Source organism: Vibrio sp. MED222 (genome assembly GCF_000153005.1).
GTDB classification, from domain to species: Bacteria; Pseudomonadota; Gammaproteobacteria; order Enterobacterales; family Vibrionaceae; genus Vibrio; species Vibrio tasmaniensis_A.
The window spans coordinates 733,714-755,128 of record NZ_CH902606.1; the positions used below are offsets into that span (position 1 = coordinate 733,714).

Consider the following 21,415-nt stretch of genomic DNA (forward strand, 5'->3'; position numbering starts at 1 on the left):
CTTTTTGACTAACAAATGGCTCTAAATCCATACAAACTGTAACTCATTATATCAGGCACTTGTTTCTGGTTTATTACTCGGTAGAATCAGCGCAAATCAATTTTGCTGCACAAACTTTACTTCATACTATTTATGCCAAAACTAAATCTGCATCGCCGTGACTATGTTTCTATTTTAGGAGGCGACATCTCCGCAGACGAATTAGAAAAGAAGCTCCAGCCTCATTTTGATAAGCCAGTGAATAAACTGACTCCGAGCCCTTACCTGACTGAAAAAAACCTTACACGTCGCTGGGCGGCTCTCGATAATGCAGACTCGCAGCAAGAACTGCTCGACCCTCATACTCAAAGGCAGATTCAGGCTTATGAGAAAAACATAGAGCACTTTATTGGCACGGTAAAAGTCCCTGTTGGTATATCTGGCCCTTTAAGAGTCAATGGCCTGTTTGCTAAAGGCGACTACCTAGTCCCACTTGCAACCACTGAAGCGGCGCTTGTCGCGTCGTATAACCGTGGTTCAAAGCTGATCACAGCTTGTGGTGGTGCAAGTGCAATGTTGCTCAATGAAGGCGTAACACGCACTCCTGGTTTCGCATTCCAAGGATTAGTTGAAGCAGGACAGTTTGTAGCATGGGCAGTGACCCAGTATGACCAATTTAAAACCTTAGCTGAATCAACAACGTCGCACGGCAAACTTACCGACATCAATGTCAACATCGAAGGTAACCATGTTTACTTGGTGTTTGAATTTCTAACCGGAGACGCTTCTGGTCAGAATATGGTAACTATCGCGACCAACGCGGTATTTGAGTACATCATAGAAAATACGCCGGTTAAGCCCGATCATGCTTTCCTTGATGGCAACTTATCAGGCGATAAGAAAGCCAATACACAAACCTTGCGCAGCGTTCGTGGTAAAAAAGTCACAGCCGAGGTCAATATCTCTGCTGAGCTTGTCGCTAAGTACCTCCACACCACACCAGAGAAGATGGTGCAGTTCGGACAAATGACCACAGTCGGTGGCGCTCTAAGCGGTACGATTGGTATCAATGCTCATTATGCCAATGCACTTGCTGCACTCTACATTGCTTGCGGTCAAGACGCGGCGTGTGTTGCTGAGTCTGCGATTGGTATGACTCGTATGGAGCTCAACAAAGAAGGTGGTTTGTACGCGAGTGTAACGCTGCCTAACTTGATGTTAGGAACAGTCGGTGGCGGTACTGGCCTACCAAGCCAAAAAGCGTGTCTCGATTTACTAGGGCTACACGGCAACGGTAAATCACAAGCCTTAGCTGAGGTTTGTGCGGCTTTATGTTTGGCGGGTGAGCTATCGATTGTAGGCGCATTCTGTGCGGGTCACTTTTCGCGCGCTCATCACAAGTTAGCGCGCTAGTTTCTGTTATAAAACCTTAAACCGACCGTTGTCACGCATTGAGTGAGTTGTGTATGGATTACTTACATTTATCGCGAGTGAGCCTTAAACACCTCACTGCGCTTCATATTATGCTGAACACCCACAGCGTCACTCAAACGTCAGAGCAACTCTTTGTCAGCCCTTCGAGTGTGAGTAAGACATTGTCTCAGCTGCGTGACATCCTTAATGACGAACTTTTCTATCGAGACGGCACCAAGCTGATCCCGACTCCCTTTGCCCTGAAAATAGCGCCCACTGTTCACGCGATTCTTTCCAGCATGAACGGGTTACTTCACCAAAAGAGTTTTACTCCTCAGGAGTATCAAGGCAGCTTTTCACTTTCGATGCGTGAAAGTACCTTCGAAGTGTTTGCCTCGAAGATCAGCAAAATCACCACTGAACTTGCACCAAAAGCCAAACTTAATATCTATTCGAAACAGGAGCTTGGATTCGATGCTTTGCTCAGTGGTAAGGTCAACTTGATCCTGTTGCCACACGATATCTCACAACCCCCAACGGATAATAAAGAGCTGGTGTGGGAAACGATTCTTCCTGATGAAATGGTTTGTTTGATGGGCGCTCACCACCCTCTCGCTCAGCAAGAACTAACAGTTGAAGGCTATTTAGACTACAAACACATTGGTATCTTAGATAACGAACTGTCTAAGCCTTACTTTGAGCAAAACTTAGTGCAATGTCATAAGCCTAGAGATATGGCGATATCGGTAGCGGACTTTGGCGCGGCGGCGGTGTTATGTCACCACACACCTTTCTTGTTCACTTGCTCAAAACAATGGGCTGAGCATGCCAAACAAGCACAAGGCTTGGTAAGTAAACCGCTTCCTTTTGATTACGGAAAAGTGGCGTATAGCTTGGTGTGGAACAAGCCAAACATGAATGATCAGGCGATCAAATGGTTGTGTGACTTGTTTTTAGAAGCCTAACTCTTTTCGCATTGATGACCGAAAATATTAGGTATAAACCTCAGGTGTTTGCATTGGCCTTTGAACAATTAAGTAGAGCTTATCGTGAAAGCTCTGCATTTGTTGTTCGGTGCATTTAGGCCACTCTAAAGCTTCGCCAATTACCCCATGATGTTGAAACGCATTTAACCGAATTCGAACATCACTTGGCAAACCCTTCAAGTAATACCCGACCTGCTCTACCTCGATATCTAGGTCACTTTTATTAGGAATATGCAGTAACCGAACTTCATGTAATCTGCCTTTATCAGCTAAGTAGTTAATGGTTTCAAACACTCGATGGTTCCCTCTACCCACTAACCATTGATGCGTTTCAGATTGCCATGATTTTAGGTCGATCATCGCACCATCAAGGTAAGGTAATACCTTATCCCAACCTTGCTGTGTCAACGAGCCATTACTATCAATAAAACACGTTAAGTGTGCCAATTGCGGATCGCTTTTGATCGCCTGAAATAGCTCGACGATAAACGGCAATTGCATGGTCGCCTCGCCACCCGAAACGGTAATACCGCTCAGGAAGAATTGATTGTGCCTAACCAGTTCAAGCACATCTGATACCGTCATCGTGGTGATTTTGGGGCTAGACTTATGATCACAGATATCGACGCACTGATCGCAGTTGGTACACGCTAACGGATCCCACTTCACTTTGCCTTCAATAAGACTCAGAGCACTGCTCGGGCAGCCACTCACGCAGTCTCCACAATGGTTACAGTGGTTGATGGTGTGTGGATTATGACAAGTGATGCAATCGAAATTACACCCCTGTAGGAACAGCACCAAGCGATTTCCTGGTCCATCAACACAAGAAAAGGTCAGCACACGGCTGACCTTCGCTTGTTTTTCTGTCTTATTATTTTTAACCCTAGCCATTTGAGTTGTTAGATCAGAAATTTTCATAATTCACATTGTTCGTATTCGAGAAACACATAACATGCGTACGTTAAAGCTATTCGTATGTCGGCGACATCTCTAAGCTCGCTACGCGTGGTTTACGCTCTAGTATGCCCGTATTTTTTGCAGCTTCAGCACCAAGGAAAGTGGTATTGGTGCGTGAACCTTGCTCGTCATATTTGGCAATGTCAGACAGCTTAATCATATAACCTGTCACACGAACCAAATCGTTCGATGCTACGTTAGCGGTGAACTCACGGTAACCCGCTTGAATCGCCCCTTTGCACAGGTTGAACATCGCTTCTGGATTGGACTTCACCGTTTCGTCGATGGTCAGAATGTCGCTGATACCCGACGTGTAGAACTTGTGGTGACCAGCCGTCGCACGTACGTAAGACACTGGATCCGGTTCTGTTCCGTAAGGGATGCGTACACCCGGCGTCACATCTTCATCTAGGCTGATACCACCTTGAGCGTGTAACAGAGCCTTACCTTCCAGCCCATATTTCACTTCCGAGTTTTCAACAATCTCAGCCAGCTTTTCAGAAATACGATGGCCTAACTGATTTGCTTGTTCATCGTGACCATAGCGCCCTGCTTTGCCTTCTTTTTCCATTAAGATGTTAACCGCCTCAGCCATGCCATAAATACCAAACATTGGCGCAAAGCGATCTTCTTCAATTAAGCCTTCTTTGGTTAAGAAGCCTTCGAAGAAGTTAGACTCTTCATGTAAGAAGCGGCTACGTGCATTCATCAATTCGATCATGATGCTGCTGTAGTTAGGTAGTACTTGCTGTAAGAAGTCTACGCTGTCTTCAGATTTCAGAGCCACTTGCTTGAGGTTCATACGTACTAGCGTGTTTGAACCACCCGCCAGAGGCAAAGAGTTGTAGCAACTCACGATGCCAAAACGCTTATCTCCGTACGCAGCGGCGTGTGCAGGATAATTGGCAATGTGCGGCTTGCTGCATTCACAGATATTGCTCGCAGCATGACGAAGCAGGTCATCAGATGTGACTGCAGGGTCGTACATAAAGGTTAAGTTAGGTGCGATCTGCTTGAGTTCAGCATCCACACGTAAAATAGTGCGACATACAATGTTGTCACTAGGGCCAATATTAACGTGCATGAAGGCATCTGGCAGCGTGCGATCCAGCATGATCCAGAACAGCTTCAGCTTTTGGTATACCTGCTCATCCGTCAAACCGCCAACAAAAGGCATCAACACATCGTCCAACTGGCCTAAGTAAACCGGAATTGAAGTCACTGATGGAACGTGATGATAAAGGATGGTGAGCATGTTCAATGCTTCGTCGAAATTAGTAGCCGCGCTAAGCTCTAAATACTTGGAGCCTTGATGTAAGTATTTAGAATAATCAGGAAGCACATAGCGCGGCTTAAATGGGGCGTGACCTTCAAACATGTCACACAGCACACCTTGTTGTAAGGCTTGCTCTACTTCATTGCTTACCGGCATATACGGCAGACTGGCTTCAGCTTCTAAGGCAAGATAGCTCGACTTCTGTTTTGGGGACAGGTTGGCATCTGAAATGATATTGCTAAAGCGTTGTTGTTGTTCTGAAAGTGTTGAAGAAGTAGATGACGCAGATTGGTGGCTCATGATTAAACCCTTAATATTCTTATGGGCTTATTTTATATCTCACACTTACATTTCCACTAATGAAATGTATGCAAGCCTACATTTCCAAAATGGAAAACACCATTTGTAACTTAGTAATTTATGAATAGATAGCTTGTAAATTTTGTGAATAGACAGTTTTTAAATTGGCCATTTGCCAATTAACGATGGTTGTTTATCGATGATTGTCGTTGGGGAAGGGAAAGAATGAGCAGAAGAGATTAGGCCGCTTAATTGAACCGTTTAGTTTAAAACGCAAGTGCGTATAAATAGAAAACCCACATAACGGATCCAAAGATCGTTGATGTGGGTTTAGTCAATTAAGCGTGAGTGCAGTTATCTGATCAGCTATCTATATGTCAACTGCAGATACGTCAACTACAGACAAGTGAACTATAGATGAGGAACCACTTGTTTACGGCCTACACCCATCAGAACCTTCAAAGTACCTTGTGGGGTGTCGATTGAAAACGGTGTTGAGACTTCAACAATCGAAAAACCTGCTGCGCTCAATACATTCTGGGAGCGCTGTTCGCTGACCCCAAAATCTTCGCTGTCGTTTTCTAAGTACCAATCCCAGTGTACAAAAACCCCATCGTTTTCTAACAGAGTATAAATAAGGCTGACCGTATCTTGTAGGTTCGGAATAAAGCCACATACCGAAGAGGCTACCACTAAGTCAAACTGATTTCTGAATGCTGGGTGTTGGGCTGCAAGTCCGCGCGATAAGATATCAACGACAGGCTCTACATTAGACAGCTCTTTTTTATCTAACTCTTCAATCATCCCTTCTGAGATATCGAGAGCGATGATCTCTTTTGCAAAAGGAGATATTTTCTGGCTGAGTAATCCTGTACCACAACCAAAATCAAGGACACGGGTTCCGTTCAAATCAACGAGCTGTGTTAACTGGTCAAATGCGGACTGTGCGAATACAGCAGTAGCGGGATCGTTATCCCAATCAGGTGCGTACTCGTCCCATTGTTTCGCCATCATGGCCTCCATCTTTACTTCTTGTAGGTTCGGAACGCCCCCAGAATAAACCAAATTAGTCAATTCGTCATAGAGTTATCATGCAAAGATGGACTATTTCTAAGATAGTCAGCACAATATTCAGATAATATGCACCGCCACCCGCTCAATATGGAAATGAAATGAACCTTTCTCAAGTCCAAGCCTTTTGTTCTGTTGCTGATTTAGGATCCGTCTCTGAAGCTGCGCGACAGCTTGAATGTAACCGAACCAAACTGAGCATGTCGATCAAAGCCTTGGAAAAAGAGTTAGATGTCGAACTGTTTGTTCGAAGCGGTAACCATGTCGAGCTGTCTGAGGCAGGTAAGGCCATATATAAAGACTGTGAAGGCATGTTGGTAACGGCAGCACGCATTAAGCAAACCTGCTTACATGTTTCGGGTGAATTCAACGCAGAGATTTGGATCGCACGCGACGATTCCCTACCCGATGAAATGTGGCAAAGTTTATCGCACGCCCTAAACAACAAATACCCTTCCACTTCTTTCAACTTCGTTCTCGCTTCTAGTGGCGACTTGGCTAATCTTGTCGAAACTCAGCAAGTTGATTTTGCGTTTGGTGTCGATTACGAGCGTGTCGACGACCCAAGAATTATCTACAACCCACTCGGCAAGATCCGAATGATGTCGGTATGTAAGAAAGGGCATGATTTAAGTGCGATGCGAAGAGTGTCGGATGAAGTACTAAGAAATTCGATGCAAGCGACCATGGTTTATCTCAATGAAAAAGATAACCCTGAGCTTGAGCCCTTCTCTCGCCGATACATTGGTTTTTCTAGCTTCGATTTTATGTTGGATACGATTCTACGAGAAGATGCATGGGGCGTAATGCCTGAGCCATTGATACGCCATTTATTGCGTGAACAGGAACTGGCGGTGATCAAGCACACTTATGGCCTGACTCAAGAAGACTACTGTATGTTTACCGCGGCAGGTATGGCAGAACACCCAGGAATGAATTGGTTAGCGGATCAGATCAGCGATTACTTGTTTGATTTCTAAAGTGTCAGATAATGTTCTATCTCGACACTTAAAATCGTCTAACAAATAGAAAGCCCTCTCTTTAGAAGACCATCACGTGATCCACTAAATAACGTCCGTCTTCTTCAACTAACACCATTTCTGCCACAAATTCGCCTTTCGCAATGGTATACGCTTGCTTCCAAACAAAGGCGATGGAATCGGAGCGTCTGAATAGCGCCACAGGCTCACGTTCAGCAAAAAAGCCATTACTGTGCTGATAATGATGACACACCTTTTCCAGATACTCAGGCGTCACAATATCCTTCATGCGCTGCGTAAAGTCTCGGCAGTGTTGAGCATGGTCAACCTTGGTTGAACCGTCCATCAAATTGTCCATGATCGGGTTAGCAATCGCCCACAACTCGCTATCGTTGAGATCATCAAATTTCATCTTCATCCATTCCTTTTCAAGTTCAACTCGGCTCTATGTTCAAGGTTCAGGTTCAAACCCAAGTTTAAGGTATAAAGTTTCAATGCGATTTCTGTAACCTTAACAACCTGCTCCTTTACACTGCGAGCCTATGAGACCTTCACAACCTATGTGTTTTACTAATCATAAACCATTTAGCGCCAGTTTCACATTTCCTGAAAAACAGTCATCGTCAACTTTACTGACACCAAAATCTACCACTAAGTAATTGAATAGTAACAACTTGGATGTAAAACGGGTTACCGACATATAAACGTCATCAGATAAAGTTTGTAAAGCTAGCTCAATATTAGAACAATGACGTTATCAAAAACATCTGGAAAATATTATGTGTGACAGGAAAAGCCAAAACGAAAATCGAGTACTATTGTTCTCAGCCCTTTTAGCATCAGGCTTCGCGATTGGCGGATTGGTGTTGGGTCTTCTCGTTGGCTCTCTAGTCATAGTATTTGACGGTGTCTATTCTCTTATCAGTTTACTGTTAACTTTATTGTCACTAGCTGCTTCGAAATACATTAATCGCCCATCAGACAGGGAGTTCCCGTTCGGTCGAGCAATCATTGAGCCAATCGTAATCGCCATTAAAGCGATTGTGATTCTGCTTGTGGTCGGTTATTCACTTTATTCTGCGATTGGTGCTCTGATGACAGGTGGTCGTGAAGTTGATGCTTCTATCGCAACTCTGTTTGGTATTTTCAACGTATTGGGTTGTGGTTACGCTTGGTGGTACATCGCTAACAAGAGCAAACGTATTTCTTCAGGTTTGATTCAAGCTGAGTCTAAACAGTGGCAAATGGATACGCTGTTGAGTGTGGCAGTTACGGCAGGTTTCGTTGTTGCTTGGTTGGTGGCTTACTCTCCGTTTGCTGAATACGCGGTATATGCCGATCCAATGATGATGTTGCTGATGTCTTTCTACTTTATCAAAGTGCCGTTCGACATGTTACGTGAAGCAATGCGTGAACTGCTAATGATGTCGGCAACCAAAGATATTTGTGACGCGGTAGATAAGAATGTTGTCGCTGTAGACAAAGATGCGGACCAAGATTTGGAGCTAATGGGTGTGACTAAGGTTGGCCCGGAACTAAGAGTCAATGTTGATATTCATACTAACGACCAAGATGCGATTACGGTTGATGATATTGAACGAACACGCCATCAATTAAAGCGACGCTTATCTAAAATGCCTTATGAGCTTCAATTGAACCTCAATATCGCGAGCTAAGAGCATTCTCTCTTAAGTTCAAGACTGAACCTCTTCAGAAGCCGACGCCTTAACCGTCGGCTTTTTGTCTCTAGTTACCCACCAGCAAGCCAGTGAACCAATCGTCACCATACAAACGCCCTGCCAGAAACTCATGCTCAATGACAAACCTAGAATCATAGAAGACAGTAAGGTCGCGAAGATTGGCGTAAAGTAAGACATGGTTGCCAAAAACACCATGTTGCCACCTAGAATCGCCGTGTTCCAAAGCGCGTAACCAGCGCCCATACAAGCCCCAGCAAGCACTAAGTCAATCGCAGCACTTGAAGTCATCACCATGCCGGTTTCATCACTCAATGCGTATTTGATCCACAGAGTGATCGCAGTAGCGATAAAGAAAAGCACAATCGCATTCTGCCCTTTAGCAACGCGTTGGGTGTAATTGCAATATACCGCCCAAATAATCGCGCCGAAGAATGCCATCGAATAGGTTTTAGGGTTGGTCGCAATATTAGCCGCGATTTGCTCGACAGAAAGCCCCTGATCGCCGCTGATACTCCAAGCCACGCCAAAAAACGCTAAGACGATACTTGGATAAACCAACCAGTTAATCTTTTTGTCACTCAGCAGTACCGCAAACAACACCGTTAGTGCAGGCCATAGATAGTTGATAACGGCCATTTCTAAGGCTTGATGTCGGCTATTTGCCATTCCTAAAGCCAGAGCTAGGAAGATCTCGTAGCACACGAATAAGGCACCACCGATCAACAAATACGATTTGGAGAAGCGCGACAGCTTAGGTAACCCCATAACACAGACTAACAACAGTGAGCTCACCGTATAAAGACTGGCGGCACCACCAATTGGGCCCAGTTGTTCTGACACACTACGAGACAATGCAATTAAGCAGCTCCATAGTAAAATGGCAGCAATGCCGTAGCAGCTATGGCGATGAGATTTCAGCACGCCTCTTCCTTCTTTTTATTGTAATTAGGTAATCAAAGCGAGCTTAAGCAAAGGTAGGCTTAAACACCACTATCGATAAGTTGCAGTAAGTAAAAATAAGTAGCCGAGCACATAACTGTACTCGGCTATCCATCATTTACTCAAAAATCTAAAAGCAATTAGCAATTAGCAATTATGCCAACAAAAGTGCTTGCAGGTCAGCCAGAGACTTAACCTGATAATGAGGGTTAATTCCTGCTGGCGTCGCTTTCTCTTGGCTGTTCAACCAACAGGTCTCAATACCAAAATCCAAGCCACCTAAAATATCAGAGTGTGGGTTGTCCCCGACCATCAATACTCTTTGCTTTGATGGCAATCCAATCAGCTTGTGCGCATGCTCAAAAATTTCCGCGTCTGGTTTAGCGACACCGACTTCCTCAGAAATGATCACATGGTCAAAGTAGTCTGTCATTCCTGTTCGTTCCAAACGGATTGACTGCAGCTCTGTGAAACCATTGGTGATGATGCCCATGTTCACTTTGCCTTGTAACGACTCCATCAACTCTTTTGCACCAGGAAGCAGAGAACAGATGTCTGCCATTGCGGCTAAAAACGCACTGTTTAGTGCTGCCGTGGTTGTCTCTAACTTTGTTGCCCAGCTTTCAAAACGCGCGTGCTTCAGTTGTGCAGCCGTAATACGGCCATCTTGGTAATCGACCCATAACGGCAAATTAACCTCTTGATACACTGAATAATCCTGTTCGCTAAAGTCCACGCCAAAACGGGAGAACATCAGCTTCATTCCTTGAAAAGCATCAAAGTGGAACAAGGTTTCATCTGCATCAAAGAATATCCAATCGTACTTCATTTTATGTCCTATTATTCGCGCGGTTGAGCAGTGCTTGTATTTATTTTCTCGTTGCCTCAAAGGCCAGATGTGCATTCTACTATCAATTTTGTGAGCCTGAATATAGTTCTAAGAATTTATAGAAAACAAGCAACAAGTCATGATGTATCGCAAATTTTGCCACATATTAAACCAATACCATACAAGAAATACACTTAAGTACCGGGAGGTACCATGAAGCACTTCTTACCGTCATCCGTCATGCTCACCCCATTCCTTGTTAAGTATTATGATGAACAACCAGAAGACACCTCTGACGCCTTAGATACCGATGAGTCTCAGCAACCTCAAATTGAAGCTAACGATGACTCACGCAAACCATCGACACAAACTGAACTTGAACCGACGTTGAGTGAATAGCCTTTACTTTCATGGTCATGGAACGTAATTCTGTTATTAAATCAATCAATAGTTCGCTTTCCATTACTGACAATAAACACATAAGAAAACCATAAAAACGATTGCTATATGAGCCCTATCACAACACATAATCACAAAGTGGTAGTTCGGAATCAAAGTTGTTCCAGATCAATGGTCGACCAGTTGATTGCCGACAACATGTAGGAAATTAAAAAATCATAATTAACGGAGTTTTCCAATGTCTACTGCATTTTACATCCCTACAATCAACTTCATGGGTACTGGCTGTTTGAAAGATGCTGCTGATAGCATTCAGTCTCAAGGCTTCAAAAAAGGTCTGATCGTAACGGATAAGATCCTTAACCAAATTGGCGTGGTTAAACAGGTACAAGACCTACTTAGCCAACGTGGCGTAGACGCAGTTGTATTCGACGGTACTCAACCAAACCCAACCATCACTAACGTGAACGATGGTCTTGAGTTACTAACTGACAACGATTGTGATTTCGTTGTTTCACTAGGTGGCGGTTCGCCACATGACTGTGCAAAAGGTATCGCTCTGGTTGCCTCTAATGGCGGCAAGATTGCAGATTACGAAGGCGTAGACCAGTCTGAAAAGCCAATGATGCCTCTAATTGCTATCAACACAACAGCAGGTACAGCTTCTGAAATGACGCGTTTCTGCATCATTACTGACGAAGCTCGTCACATTAAGATGGCTATCGTTGATAAGCACACAACACCGCTTATCTCAGTAAACGATCCTGAGTTGATGCTTGCTAAACCTGCATCACTAACGGCAGCAACAGGCATGGATGCGTTGACACACGCAATCGAAGCTTACGTTTCAATCGCAGCAACGCCAATCACAGACGCAGTTGCGATTAAAGCAATCGAACTTGTGCAAGCACATCTAAGAACAGCAGTAGCGCACGGTGAAGACATTGAAGCTCGCGAGCAAATGGCTTACGCACAGTTCATGGCGGGGATGGCATTCAACAACGCTTCTCTTGGCTATGTTCATGCAATGGCGCACCAACTGGGTGGTTTCTACGACCTTCCACACGGTGTATGTAACGCTATCTTGCTACCACACGTTCAACGTTACAACGCGCAAGTTTGTCCAGAGCGTCTACGTGATGTTGCAAAAGCGATGGGTGTGAATGTTGAAGGTATGACAGCAGAACAAGGCGCAGAAGCAGCTATCAACGCGATTGTTCAACTAGCAAATGACGTGAACATCCCAACAGGTATCGCTCAACTTGGTGCTAAATTGGAAGACATCCCGACTCTGTCTGACAACGCACTAAAAGATGCTTGTGGTTTCACTAACCCTAAACAAGCGACTCACGAAGAAATCTCAGCGATCTTCGAAGCGGCAATGTAATCTAGCGACAAGTTATTCGAGCTAGAAACACGCGGCTCTTGCTAAAAACAAATAGCTAACACAAACGGGCTCACCTTCTGAGCCCGTTTTTTTATCTTCCTGTCTCTTTCAATTCTTTGCCTTCATAGCCAACCAAGAACGACGAATCACTAGCTACTCACCACTAAAAAGTCGCATTGTTGCGATCGCTTGGTTATAGTCAAACTATTGATATATAGAATGACAAACAGGTTCCATTGAGTCGTTGGATAGTTAGCACCTCATTATTAGCTTCACTCGTTGTCCACTCCGCTCAAGCAGAGGAACAAAATGGGTGCCACAGTCAGCCGCTAGAAGACGCCCCTGTCGAAAAAGCCTACCACTACCTAAACAGTAAATTTTGCCAACCCGCATTATGGTTTGACAGTTTCTTTGTCGATGACCGCATTACCGAAGATGCTCGAGCGGGCACTTCTGTCCGTTGGTACAACGATTTTATTTACTCAGAAGGTGGTGACGTCGACTACTCAACCAAGCTCAACGCACGTTTACATCTTCCCTTTGCGAGTAAGCGCTTAAAATTAATCTACGAATCTGTCAGCGATGAAGAGTTCTTTGATTTCTTTCCACAAGATTCAGAGGAATTAGAGAGCGCACTCGGCCTTCGTTACGATGCTTATGCGAAGGGTTACAGTAGCTTCAATATTAAAGCGACACTGCGTCCGCGTATTGAAGCTCGTTATCGCTTTACCTACCCTCTCACTACCGATGCCGTATTCAGGCTGACCCAACGTGTGTATCAAGAAAAGCAAGAAACTGGCGAGATCACCGATATCGATTTTGATCTTTCTTTGAGTGATGACTTCTTAGCGCGATGGTCGAACTTTGCAGGTTATAACGACGACCTTAAAGGCTGGGAGTACGGTACGGGGCTAACTTTGTATCACTATCTTTCTCAAGACCAAGCTCTGCAATACAGCGCGACGATTGCAGCAACCAGCGAGCCGTATAACCACTACGAATATTCACAAGTGTCGATAACCTACCGAGAAAACGTTTGGAAAGAGTGGCTGTTCTACGAATTGATTCCGCGCTATCAATGGGAACGAGAGCCCCATGAGAAACACACCGAAGAGGCCAACATCACCCTACGGCTTGAAGTCCTATTCAATAATGTCTAGCTCAACAACGCCTAGTTAGTATTTATGAGATGAGCATCGTGAGATAAAAACATGGACACAAAAAAAGCACATCATGTGATGTGCTTTTTCAGTTCTATATAAGGCTTAAGCTGTAGTCTTAACCCTTGTAGTTTCTTACTCGTGCCGCTTCTGCTTCACGCTTGTCGACAACGGTTTTACCGATTGGCGCCAATGAGATAACCGCGAGCTTAAGGTGCTGAATCGCAAACGGAATACCGATGATGGTAATGAAACACGCTACTGCTGACATGATGTGACCAATCGCAAGCCAGATTCCCGCAAATAAGAACCAAATAACGTTACCAATCACACCTAGCGGGCTGGTACCGATGTCAGTTTCATTGGTCAATTCATCACGTGAAATCGCTTCTTGACCAAATGGGAAGAATGAAAAGTTGCCCATTACAAAACACGCTCTACCCCATGGAATACCAACGATGGTGAGGAATGCGAGCAGTCCGAAGAACCACCATGCCAATCCCATAAATACGCCACCAAACAGAAACCAAATGATGTTTCCTATTGTTCTCATGTTGTCTTCTCCAAATCTTTGAATGCTGTTTATTTCATATGCCGAGTAAGGCAATACTTGTTCTAATACGTTCATTATTATTGAGTCTTTATGAACCGCTTATGAATCGCCTACATTTTCTGTGATTGATACACACCACGAAACGCCAAATCCGCATAGGGATCATCGATTTTATTTGATACCATGTTCGTAGATTTTTAGTATCACAAAGCTAAACAGCTACAACAACTAATTTAAGGCCGAATTTATGAACAACACTGAGCAACCTAAAAAGAAAATGAAAAACTGGGTGCCAATCGTCTTCTTCGGACTTCTCAGCACAGTGCCTGTATTCATGTTTTTAGTCGACGTGTACATCAACCAATACATGTAACAAGACCCCGCTATCCTATCGGCGTAAAAATGAATACAGGAAACATGTCCTGTATTCATCTCAGTTAAATCACTTCTACTGTAATTAATTCAACTCTTCTGCGATCAAATCAACTCTTAGTTAATTAAATCAGCTCTTCGTTAATAAAGTCTAGAATGTCGATCAGCTCATGATCTGGCAAGTTTAGTAAGTTATCACCCACATACCATTCAATCTTACATTGGGTAGGCAGTTCGCTGATCGCTGGGTTTCCTATCCAAACCTTGTGCTTCTTAGCTATATTGTCGCGCAGGATAATGCCATCCTCAAAACTCACCGGTAAATAGAGGTGAAGCATGTTTACTTGGGGTTGCTGCGGGTTCACTTTGAACTGCGGGTAATCTTGTAAGATTTGATAGATTTGCTTGGTACGCTCATACAATGCTGGCATCAACTCGATCCGTTGATCAAACTGCATTGCTGCCGAAACCACGTAAGGCGTGCGATGATAAACATTTCCGCCCTGACGCTTCATCCATGCTGAAGCTTTTGCTACGAAAGCCTTATCACCTAGTAGGAGTGACCCCCCAAGACCATTTAACCCTTTATAGAGCGAAACATAAGCTGTATCGAACCCCTTAGCAATCTCGCTATATGGCTTTTGATAATACGCGCCACACTCCCACAAACGAGCACCATCCATATGCAGATGAATCGATTGTTCTTTGCAGTACTGCTTTATCGCTTCAAGCTCTCCCCACTCAGGCAGCTGACCACCAATCTCTCGCATCGGTAGTTCATACAATGCCGCGGCAATCTCATCAGGCCAAGCCTTTAAGTCGTCGACATTCCAAGTGCGAAATACATTACCAACCGGAAGTATATTGAAACGGTTCTGGAGCTGATACCCTTGGCGTTCATGGCGCATAATATGGCTGGATTCGTGCATCGCCACCAAAGGATTTCTTTTTTCTTGGCAAGCAATCTCTAACGCTGTCGGTTGATTCATTGTGCCAGTAATCACAAACACGGCGGCTTCATAGCCGAGAAAATCAGCCACTTTGCTTTCAAAACTCTCAATAAAATCGCCATCACCGTAGGTGTCGTGCGCCACATCATGTGTTTCGCACCATTCAGCCATTTGCGCGAAGGTTTGTGCTGGTGTTGGATCGAAGTGACCAGAAAGCAGCAAATTACATTGTTGACGCAAGTCCGTGCTCATACCTTTTCCTTTATTCATTGTCGTTCTATGTAGGGTGATTGAATTATTTACGTTAGCCTTCAACGGTGACATAAAGTGCACCTCTTCGCTTTTATTATTAGCGAATAATTAGTTTTACGCAGTCATCGGCTGCGTGTGCCGGAAATACTCAAATTGACGGGTGTTTTATATAATTAAGTCCCTAAAAACACGTGCATCTAACTAGATAAGTATGGGCTAATTCGTTGTTGTTCAACCATTCTTCTATTATTGTATATCTATAATTCCAATAAATATTATTCGTTAATGGACAAAGAGGGCTATATGTCGAAAAATCGAGTCTTGGTGCTATTCGCCCACCCTTCTCAGCATCGCTCTGAAGCGAACAAACCCTTATTTGAGCAAGCCAAGCGTATTGAAGGCGTCACCTGTGTCGATCTTTATGCTGAATACCCGACCTTCAAGATCAATATCGATCGTGAACAGAAACGCCTGTTGGACCATGACATCATCATTTTTCAGTTCCCACTATATTGGTACTCAACACCCGCGATTCTTAAAGAGTGGCAAGACCTCGTCCTAGAATACGGATTTGCTTACGGCACCGACGGTAATGAACTGCAAGGTAAGAGCTTGTTATGCAGTATCACCGCTGGCGGCAAAAAAGAGGCTTATCAAACTGACGGTTATAACCACTTCACCATCCGTGAACTGCTTCACCCAATCGAACAAACGGCGTCTTTGTGCGGCATGAACTACTTGGCTCCATTGGCTTTGTTTGGTTCACGTACTGCGTTAGAAGAAGGCCGAATTCAAGATCATGTAAATAGCTACAAATCGCTTTTAGAGGCTTTTGTTGCGGGCGAAGTCGATCTTAAAAAGGCAAGCAAGGCTGAAAAGCTAAACCATTATGTCGATGAAATGATGAGCAGAGGTTAGATCATGACAGGATATTTTCTACAAGCATTTATCTATTTGCTCGCGGCAGTCATCGCCGTCCCTATCGCCAAAAGGCTTGGCCTCGGCTCTGTGCTTGGTTACCTGATTGCCGGTGTGGTGATTGGCCCAATCATCGGCTTAGTGGGTGAAGAGACCACGACCATTCAACACTTTGCCGAATTCGGTGTAGTAATGATGCTGTTCTTGGTCGGGCTTGAGCTTGAGCCGAAGATGCTTTGGGCAATGAGAAACCGCCTGATGGGGCTCGGCGGCCTACAAGTCGGTGGCACAACGGCCATAGTCATGGGGATTGCTCTGTTCTTCGGGCAACCTTGGACGATCGCGCTGACTATCGGTTTGATCTTCGCACTGTCATCTACCGCGATTGTTCTCCAAACCTTTAATGAGAAAGGGCTCTCCAAGACAGAAGGCGGCAAGAATGCTTTCTCGGTCTTACTGTTCCAAGATATCGCTGTCATTCCGATGCTGGCATTTATCCCTCTATTGGCATTGCCAGAATTAATCGAAGCTGCACAAAGCGCGGTCGCTTCGACTTCTGATCACCATGAAGAGTTGAGTCTTGTTGCTGGCCTACCCGGCTGGGCTTATGGCCTTGTGATCACAGCATCTATTGCGATTGTTGTGGTCGGCGGGCACTTCTTGAGTCGTCCACTGTTCCGCTTTGTGGCGAGCTCAGGCTTGCGAGAAATCTTTACTGCAACCGCACTGATGTTGGTTATTGGTATTGCTGCACTAATGAGCCTAGTCGGCCTCTCACCAGCTTTAGGAACCTTCCTTGCGGGTGTGGTATTGGCGAACAGTGAATTCCGCCACGAGCTTGAGTCTAATATAGACCCGTTTAAAGGGCTGCTACTTGGCTTGTTCTTCATTACGGTAGGTGCGGGCATCAACTTTGATGTTCTATTCAACGACTTTGGTTTGATCATTGGCCTCACTCTTGGCGTTATGCTACTTAAAGCCTTGGTGTTGTTTACATTGGCGCTGATCTTTAAAATCAAAAATAGTGACCGATGGTTGTTTACGTTGAGCTTGGCTCAAGCCGGTGAATTCGGTTTTGTACTACTTAGCTTCTCGGCTCAAAACCACGTATTGCCTGCTGATATAGTTCAAACTCTGTCGCTGGTTGTTGCCCTTTCAATGTTCCTAACTCCAGGCTTATTCATTCTATTTGATAAAGTGATACTTCCTCGTTACGAGCAAAAGTCTAACGACCGAGAAGCCGATACTATCGAAGAGAAAGGTACGGTGATCATTGCTGGTATTGGCCGATTCGGTCAAATCGTTAACCGCTTACTGGTGTCGAATGATGTCAATACTGTGGTTCTGGATCACCAAGCTAACCAAGTCGATTTGTTACGCTCCATCAATATCAAATCTTACTTTGGTGATGCAACTCGTCATGACTTATTGCATACCGCAGGAATCGAAGAAGCAGCAATGTTTGTCGTCGCTATCGACAACCAAGACTCAAGCGTTGAATTAGTGAAATACGTTAAACACACCTACCCTAATGTGAAAATCTTAGCGCGTGCATTCGACCGTGGTCACAGTTACCGCCTACGAGAAGCCGGTGCAGATTCTGTAATCTCAGAAACGTACCACTCGGCACTCGAAATGGGCTCAGAAGCTCTACGTTCTTTAGGGCACCATCCATTCTTCGTTGAACAGCAAAAATCAACGTATCAACGTGTTGAAAGCCGTAAGTCTGAAAAACTATACCAAGCTTGGTCTGACGCTGAAGAGAACCCACGTTACGACAACAACTACCGACAAATCTTCATTCACCTTGAAGAAGCAATGAAAGAAGACATGAAAAAAGACCGTTCAGACAAGCACTCTCGCTCAGAACGAGGTTGGACACCGCCACCGAAAGGCTATGCAGATGGCTTTGAGGAAGAACAAACCTAAGCAGAGCTCAAATTCGAGGTTAACAACCACTCAAAAAGCGGCTTTCGGGTCGCTTTTTCATTCTCTAAATACGAATAGCACGACCGATGAAGCCAAAACACGGAACCTAAATCAGATGAACCACGACATTTATGTGATCCAGTTATAATTTTCAATCTCAAGCTACCCGTCAAAAATGAATTCACTTTTTACATTTATAAAACATTACCTCCCCACATAAACCACACCATCAATGTGGGTATATATGCATTCTTTTAAGCCCTTCAGTCGTCGTTCTAATTCGTAGCGACCATTCTCTAACGTTTGAGTTACATTGCATATATCTAAACACGCCTCACAAGTCGCCACTAAAGCATTCACATCGCCAATAATTAACGCTCCGCACTCACAAATTCAAACCATAAAAATTAACACAAACGTTTCAAAGTATGTCTATCGTTACAATTTGTAACGAATACCAGTTGTCGGTATAGTCCTGCACTTCAAAAAGTGAGGCGGTTGCGCTCACCTTAAAGGAGATATAATAATGATTACTAATGATGCAGTAATAATGGGCATGTTAGCTGTTATTCTTGGCGGTGTTTTTATCACGGAAAGTAGCCAAAATAGCGCTCTGAAAAAATTCTACTCGTTCGTTCCGGGTCTATTGCTCTGTTACTTTGTTCCTTCTCTATTGAATAGTTTAGGCATCATCGATGCGTCAAACTCAAAGCTATACTTCGTTGCAAGTCGCTACCTATTACCGAGTGCACTCGTTCTTCTGATCATCTCAGCAGACCTTCGTAAAATATTTGGCCTTGGTTCTAAAGCCGTCATCATGTTCCTAACCGGTACTGTCGGCATTATCATTGGCGGGCCTTTAGCGATTCTAATTATCGACCAAGTTAACCCTGACCTTGTATCTGGCGATGTATGGCGCGGCCTTACAACAGTGGCTGGCTCTTGGATTGGCGGCGGTGCAAATCAAGCAGCAATGAAAGAAGTGTTCGAGGTTGATGACCAGTTATTCTCTGCAATGATTACGGTTGATGTTATCTGTGCGAACATTTGGATGGCCGTGTTACTTATCATGGCAGGTCGCCAAAAGAAGATTGATGCATGGTTAAAAGCTGACACATCATCTATCGAAGAGCTAAAAGAGACGGTTTCTAAATACCAAGAAGAGAACGCTCGCCCAACAACCACAACAGATCTAATGAAGATCACGGGAATTGCATTCGGTCTTACCGGTCTAGCTCACTTATTCAGTGACCTAATCGCACCTTGGATCTCGACCAACGCTCCAGAACTCGCGAAATACAGCCTTACATCAGGCTTCTTCTGGTTAATCGTTATGGTGACAACGTTCGCGCTCATCGCTTCATGCTTCAAATCTACACGCAGCCTTGAGCACAGCGGCGCGTCTAAAGTTGGTTCAGCGTTCATCTACATCCTAGTTGCAACCATCGGTATGCAAATGGATGTGACGGCTATCTTAGACAATCCAGGCTACTTCTTCATTGGTATCACATGGCTAACTATCCATGCCATTCTAATGATTGTGATGGCGAAGCTTATCCGTGCACCACTGTTCTTCATGGCTGTCGGTAGCCAAGCTAACGTTGGCGGCGCAGCATCGGCTCCTATCGTAGCAGCTGCATTCCACCCAGCTCTGGCGCCAGTAGGTATCCTAATGGCGGTACTTGGTTACGCACTCGGTACATACGGCGCTTACATCTGTGGCCTAATTATGCAGGCTGCGGCAGGTTAATAAGCCTCGAAATAAAAACGATATGGGCGACAGGACCTTTGATCATGTCGCTCTTTGTTATGTGATTTTCTTGTCACAAGCGTTTCTAAAAGTGCAAACACATATCAAAGCGGGATAGACACAAAAAAGGCGACAGTAAAAACTGTCGCCTTTCTATTAAGCTTTCTTAAGTTAGCTTCCTAATTCAGAATTATTCCCAATCTAGGATTACTTTACCTGACATACCAGAGCGCATCATGTCGAAGCCTTTCTGGAAGTCATCCACTTTGTAGTGGTGAGTAATGATTGGTGTTAGATCTAGGCCAGACTGGATTAGTGAAGCCATCTTGTACCAAGTTTCGAACATCTCACGGCCGTAGATACCTTTGATAACCAAGCCTTTGAAGATTACTTGGTTCCAGTCTACCGCCATGTCTGATGGTGGAATACCTAGTAGAGAGATCTTACCGCCGTGGTTCATGTTAGTCAGCATGCTGTTGAACGCAGATGGGTTACCAGACATTTCTAGACCTACATCGAAGCCCTCAGTCATGCCAAGATCCGACATTACGTCTTCAAGCTTCTCTTCCATCACGTTTACTGCGCGAGTCACACCCATTTGACGAGCAAGGTCTAGACGGTATTCATTTACGTCAGTAATTACAACGTGACGAGCACCAACGTGCTTAGCAACAGCAGCAGCCATGATACCGATTGGACCAGCACCAGTAATTAGCACGTCTTCGCCTACTAGGTCGAAAGAAAGCGCTGTGTGTACTGCGTTACCAAACGGGTCAAAGATTGATGCTAGATCGTCAGAGATTTCTGCAGGGATCTTAAATGCGTTGAACGCAGGGATCACAAGGAACTCAGAGAACGCACCAGTGCGGTTTACACCTACACCTGTTGTGTTACGACAAAGGTGAGTACGGCCGCCACGGCAGTTACGACAGTGACCACATGTGATGTGACCTTCGCCAGATACACGGTCGCCGATTTCAAAACCACGAACTTCTTGGCCGATGCCAACAACTTCACCCACGTATTCGTGACCTACCACCATAGGTACTGGAATTGTGTTTTGTGACCACTCATCCCAGTTGTAGATATGTACGTCTGTACCACAAATTGCAGTTTTCTTAATACGAATAAGAAGATCATTATGACCCATTTCAGGTTTTTCAACCTCGGTCATCCAGATGCCTTCTTCAGGCTTAAGCTTAGAAAGTGCTTTAATTTTCATAATGTTATCCAGTTCATCTCGCCTAACAGTAAGGCGAGAATCAAAAATCTATATGTTCTATTGGGTGTTGTTCTATCTAATCAAAGGATG

Annotated in this window: 20 protein-coding genes; 11 read left to right on the forward strand and 9 right to left on the reverse strand. The window is 44.5% G+C overall.

Annotated features, from left to right (window positions below; translation table 11 throughout):
• Positions 1-132: 132 nt before the first annotated feature.
• Both MED222_RS18360 and MED222_RS18355 read left to right on the forward strand, forming a co-directional pair.
• Positions 133-1,392 carry a hydroxymethylglutaryl-CoA reductase gene (locus MED222_RS18360; RefSeq protein WP_009845578.1) on the forward strand — a complete coding sequence of 420 codons (1,260 nt, stop codon included), beginning with the start codon at positions 133-135 and terminating at the stop codon, positions 1,390-1,392.
• Positions 1,393-1,445: 53 nt separating this feature from the next.
• Entirely contained in the window at positions 1,446-2,357 is a 912-nt protein-coding gene (locus MED222_RS18355; RefSeq protein ID WP_009845579.1) for a LysR family transcriptional regulator, read from the forward strand.
• 27 nt (positions 2,358-2,384) lie between these two features.
• Here the strand turns inward: MED222_RS18355 and MED222_RS21390 are convergent, their stop codons facing one another.
• From MED222_RS21390 to MED222_RS18345, 3 genes are all read right to left on the reverse strand, one after another.
• Positions 2,385-3,299 carry a YjjW family glycine radical enzyme activase gene (locus tag MED222_RS21390; protein WP_050395117.1) on the reverse strand — a complete coding sequence of 305 codons (915 nt, stop codon included), beginning with the start codon at positions 3,297-3,299 and terminating at the stop codon, positions 2,385-2,387.
• A gap of 49 nt (positions 3,300-3,348) precedes the next feature.
• On the reverse strand, positions 3,349-4,914 hold the full coding sequence (locus tag MED222_RS18350) for a YjjI family glycine radical enzyme (RefSeq protein WP_009845581.1): 1,566 nt from the start codon (positions 4,912-4,914) through the stop codon (positions 3,349-3,351).
• A 411-nt stretch (positions 4,915-5,325) separates the two neighbouring features.
• Positions 5,326-5,925: a class I SAM-dependent DNA methyltransferase gene (locus MED222_RS18345; RefSeq protein WP_009845582.1), complete on the reverse strand. Its 600-nt coding sequence runs from the start codon at positions 5,923-5,925 to the stop codon at positions 5,326-5,328.
• A 161-nt stretch (positions 5,926-6,086) separates the two neighbouring features.
• Between MED222_RS18345 and MED222_RS18340 the strand changes: the two genes are divergently transcribed.
• Entirely contained in the window at positions 6,087-6,965 is an 879-nt protein-coding gene (locus MED222_RS18340; RefSeq protein ID WP_009845583.1) for a LysR family transcriptional regulator, read from the forward strand.
• Positions 6,966-7,026: 61 nt separating this feature from the next.
• Here the strand turns inward: MED222_RS18340 and MED222_RS18335 are convergent, their stop codons facing one another.
• Complete coding sequence (locus tag MED222_RS18335; RefSeq protein ID WP_009845584.1) at positions 7,027-7,377, reverse strand: hypothetical protein; 351 nt, start codon at positions 7,375-7,377, stop codon at positions 7,027-7,029.
• Positions 7,378-7,744: 367 nt separating this feature from the next.
• Here MED222_RS18335 and MED222_RS18330 point away from each other — a divergent pair, with 367 nt between their 5' ends.
• Entirely contained in the window at positions 7,745-8,641 is an 897-nt protein-coding gene (locus tag MED222_RS18330; RefSeq protein ID WP_009845585.1) for a cation diffusion facilitator family transporter, read from the forward strand.
• An 18-nt stretch (positions 8,642-8,659) separates the two neighbouring features.
• On the opposite strand, the gene yddG is transcribed toward MED222_RS18330, so the two are convergent.
• Both yddG and yjjG read right to left on the reverse strand, forming a co-directional pair.
• Positions 8,660-9,586 carry an aromatic amino acid DMT transporter YddG gene (gene yddG, locus MED222_RS18325; protein WP_009845586.1) on the reverse strand — a complete coding sequence of 309 codons (927 nt, stop codon included), beginning with the start codon at positions 9,584-9,586 and terminating at the stop codon, positions 8,660-8,662.
• Positions 9,587-9,758: 172 nt separating this feature from the next.
• Positions 9,759-10,433: a pyrimidine 5'-nucleotidase gene (gene yjjG / locus MED222_RS18320; RefSeq protein WP_009845587.1), complete on the reverse strand. Its 675-nt coding sequence runs from the start codon at positions 10,431-10,433 to the stop codon at positions 9,759-9,761.
• Between the two features lie 213 nt (positions 10,434-10,646).
• Here yjjG and MED222_RS18315 point away from each other — a divergent pair, with 213 nt between their 5' ends.
• The 3 genes from MED222_RS18315 (at position 10,647) to MED222_RS18305 (ending at position 13,379) form a co-directional block, all read left to right on the forward strand.
• Positions 10,647-10,832, forward strand: coding sequence for a hypothetical protein (locus MED222_RS18315; protein ID WP_009845588.1), 186 nt, complete (start codon positions 10,647-10,649; stop codon positions 10,830-10,832).
• A 238-nt stretch (positions 10,833-11,070) separates the two neighbouring features.
• Positions 11,071-12,219: an L-threonine dehydrogenase gene (yiaY, locus tag MED222_RS18310; RefSeq protein WP_009845589.1), complete on the forward strand. Its 1,149-nt coding sequence runs from the start codon at positions 11,071-11,073 to the stop codon at positions 12,217-12,219.
• Positions 12,220-12,455: 236 nt separating this feature from the next.
• Positions 12,456-13,379 carry a hypothetical protein gene (locus MED222_RS18305; protein ID WP_009845590.1) on the forward strand — a complete coding sequence of 308 codons (924 nt, stop codon included), beginning with the start codon at positions 12,456-12,458 and terminating at the stop codon, positions 13,377-13,379.
• A 118-nt stretch (positions 13,380-13,497) separates the two neighbouring features.
• Here the strand turns inward: MED222_RS18305 and MED222_RS18300 are convergent, their stop codons facing one another.
• Positions 13,498-13,932, reverse strand: a complete 435-nt coding sequence (locus MED222_RS18300; RefSeq protein WP_032555146.1) for a YccF domain-containing protein — start codon at positions 13,930-13,932, stop codon at positions 13,498-13,500.
• 247 nt (positions 13,933-14,179) lie between these two features.
• On the opposite strand from MED222_RS18300, the gene MED222_RS22710 reads away from it, so the two are divergent.
• Entirely contained in the window at positions 14,180-14,305 is a 126-nt protein-coding gene (locus MED222_RS22710; protein ID WP_017060906.1) for a hypothetical protein, read from the forward strand.
• 124 nt (positions 14,306-14,429) lie between these two features.
• Here the strand turns inward: MED222_RS22710 and MED222_RS18295 are convergent, their stop codons facing one another.
• On the reverse strand, positions 14,430-15,506 hold the full coding sequence (locus tag MED222_RS18295) for a threonine aldolase family protein (RefSeq protein ID WP_009845592.1): 1,077 nt from the start codon (positions 15,504-15,506) through the stop codon (positions 14,430-14,432).
• A 303-nt stretch (positions 15,507-15,809) separates the two neighbouring features.
• Here MED222_RS18295 and MED222_RS18290 point away from each other — a divergent pair, with 303 nt between their 5' ends.
• The 3 genes from MED222_RS18290 (at position 15,810) to MED222_RS18280 (ending at position 20,103) form a co-directional block, all read left to right on the forward strand.
• A complete protein-coding gene (locus MED222_RS18290; RefSeq protein ID WP_009845593.1) occupies positions 15,810-16,424 on the forward strand; it encodes an NAD(P)H-dependent oxidoreductase in 615 nt (204 codons plus the stop codon).
• 3 nt (positions 16,425-16,427) lie between these two features.
• A complete protein-coding gene (locus MED222_RS18285) occupies positions 16,428-18,353 on the forward strand; it encodes a monovalent cation:proton antiporter-2 (CPA2) family protein (RefSeq protein ID WP_009845594.1) in 1,926 nt (641 codons plus the stop codon).
• A 526-nt stretch (positions 18,354-18,879) separates the two neighbouring features.
• On the forward strand, positions 18,880-20,103 hold the full coding sequence (locus MED222_RS18280; protein WP_009845595.1) for a DUF819 family protein: 1,224 nt from the start codon (positions 18,880-18,882) through the stop codon (positions 20,101-20,103).
• 190 nt (positions 20,104-20,293) lie between these two features.
• On the opposite strand, the gene tdh is transcribed toward MED222_RS18280, so the two are convergent.
• Positions 20,294-21,325, reverse strand: a complete 1,032-nt coding sequence (tdh, locus tag MED222_RS18275; protein ID WP_009845596.1) for an L-threonine 3-dehydrogenase — start codon at positions 21,323-21,325, stop codon at positions 20,294-20,296.
• Positions 21,326-21,415 lie beyond the last annotated feature (90 nt).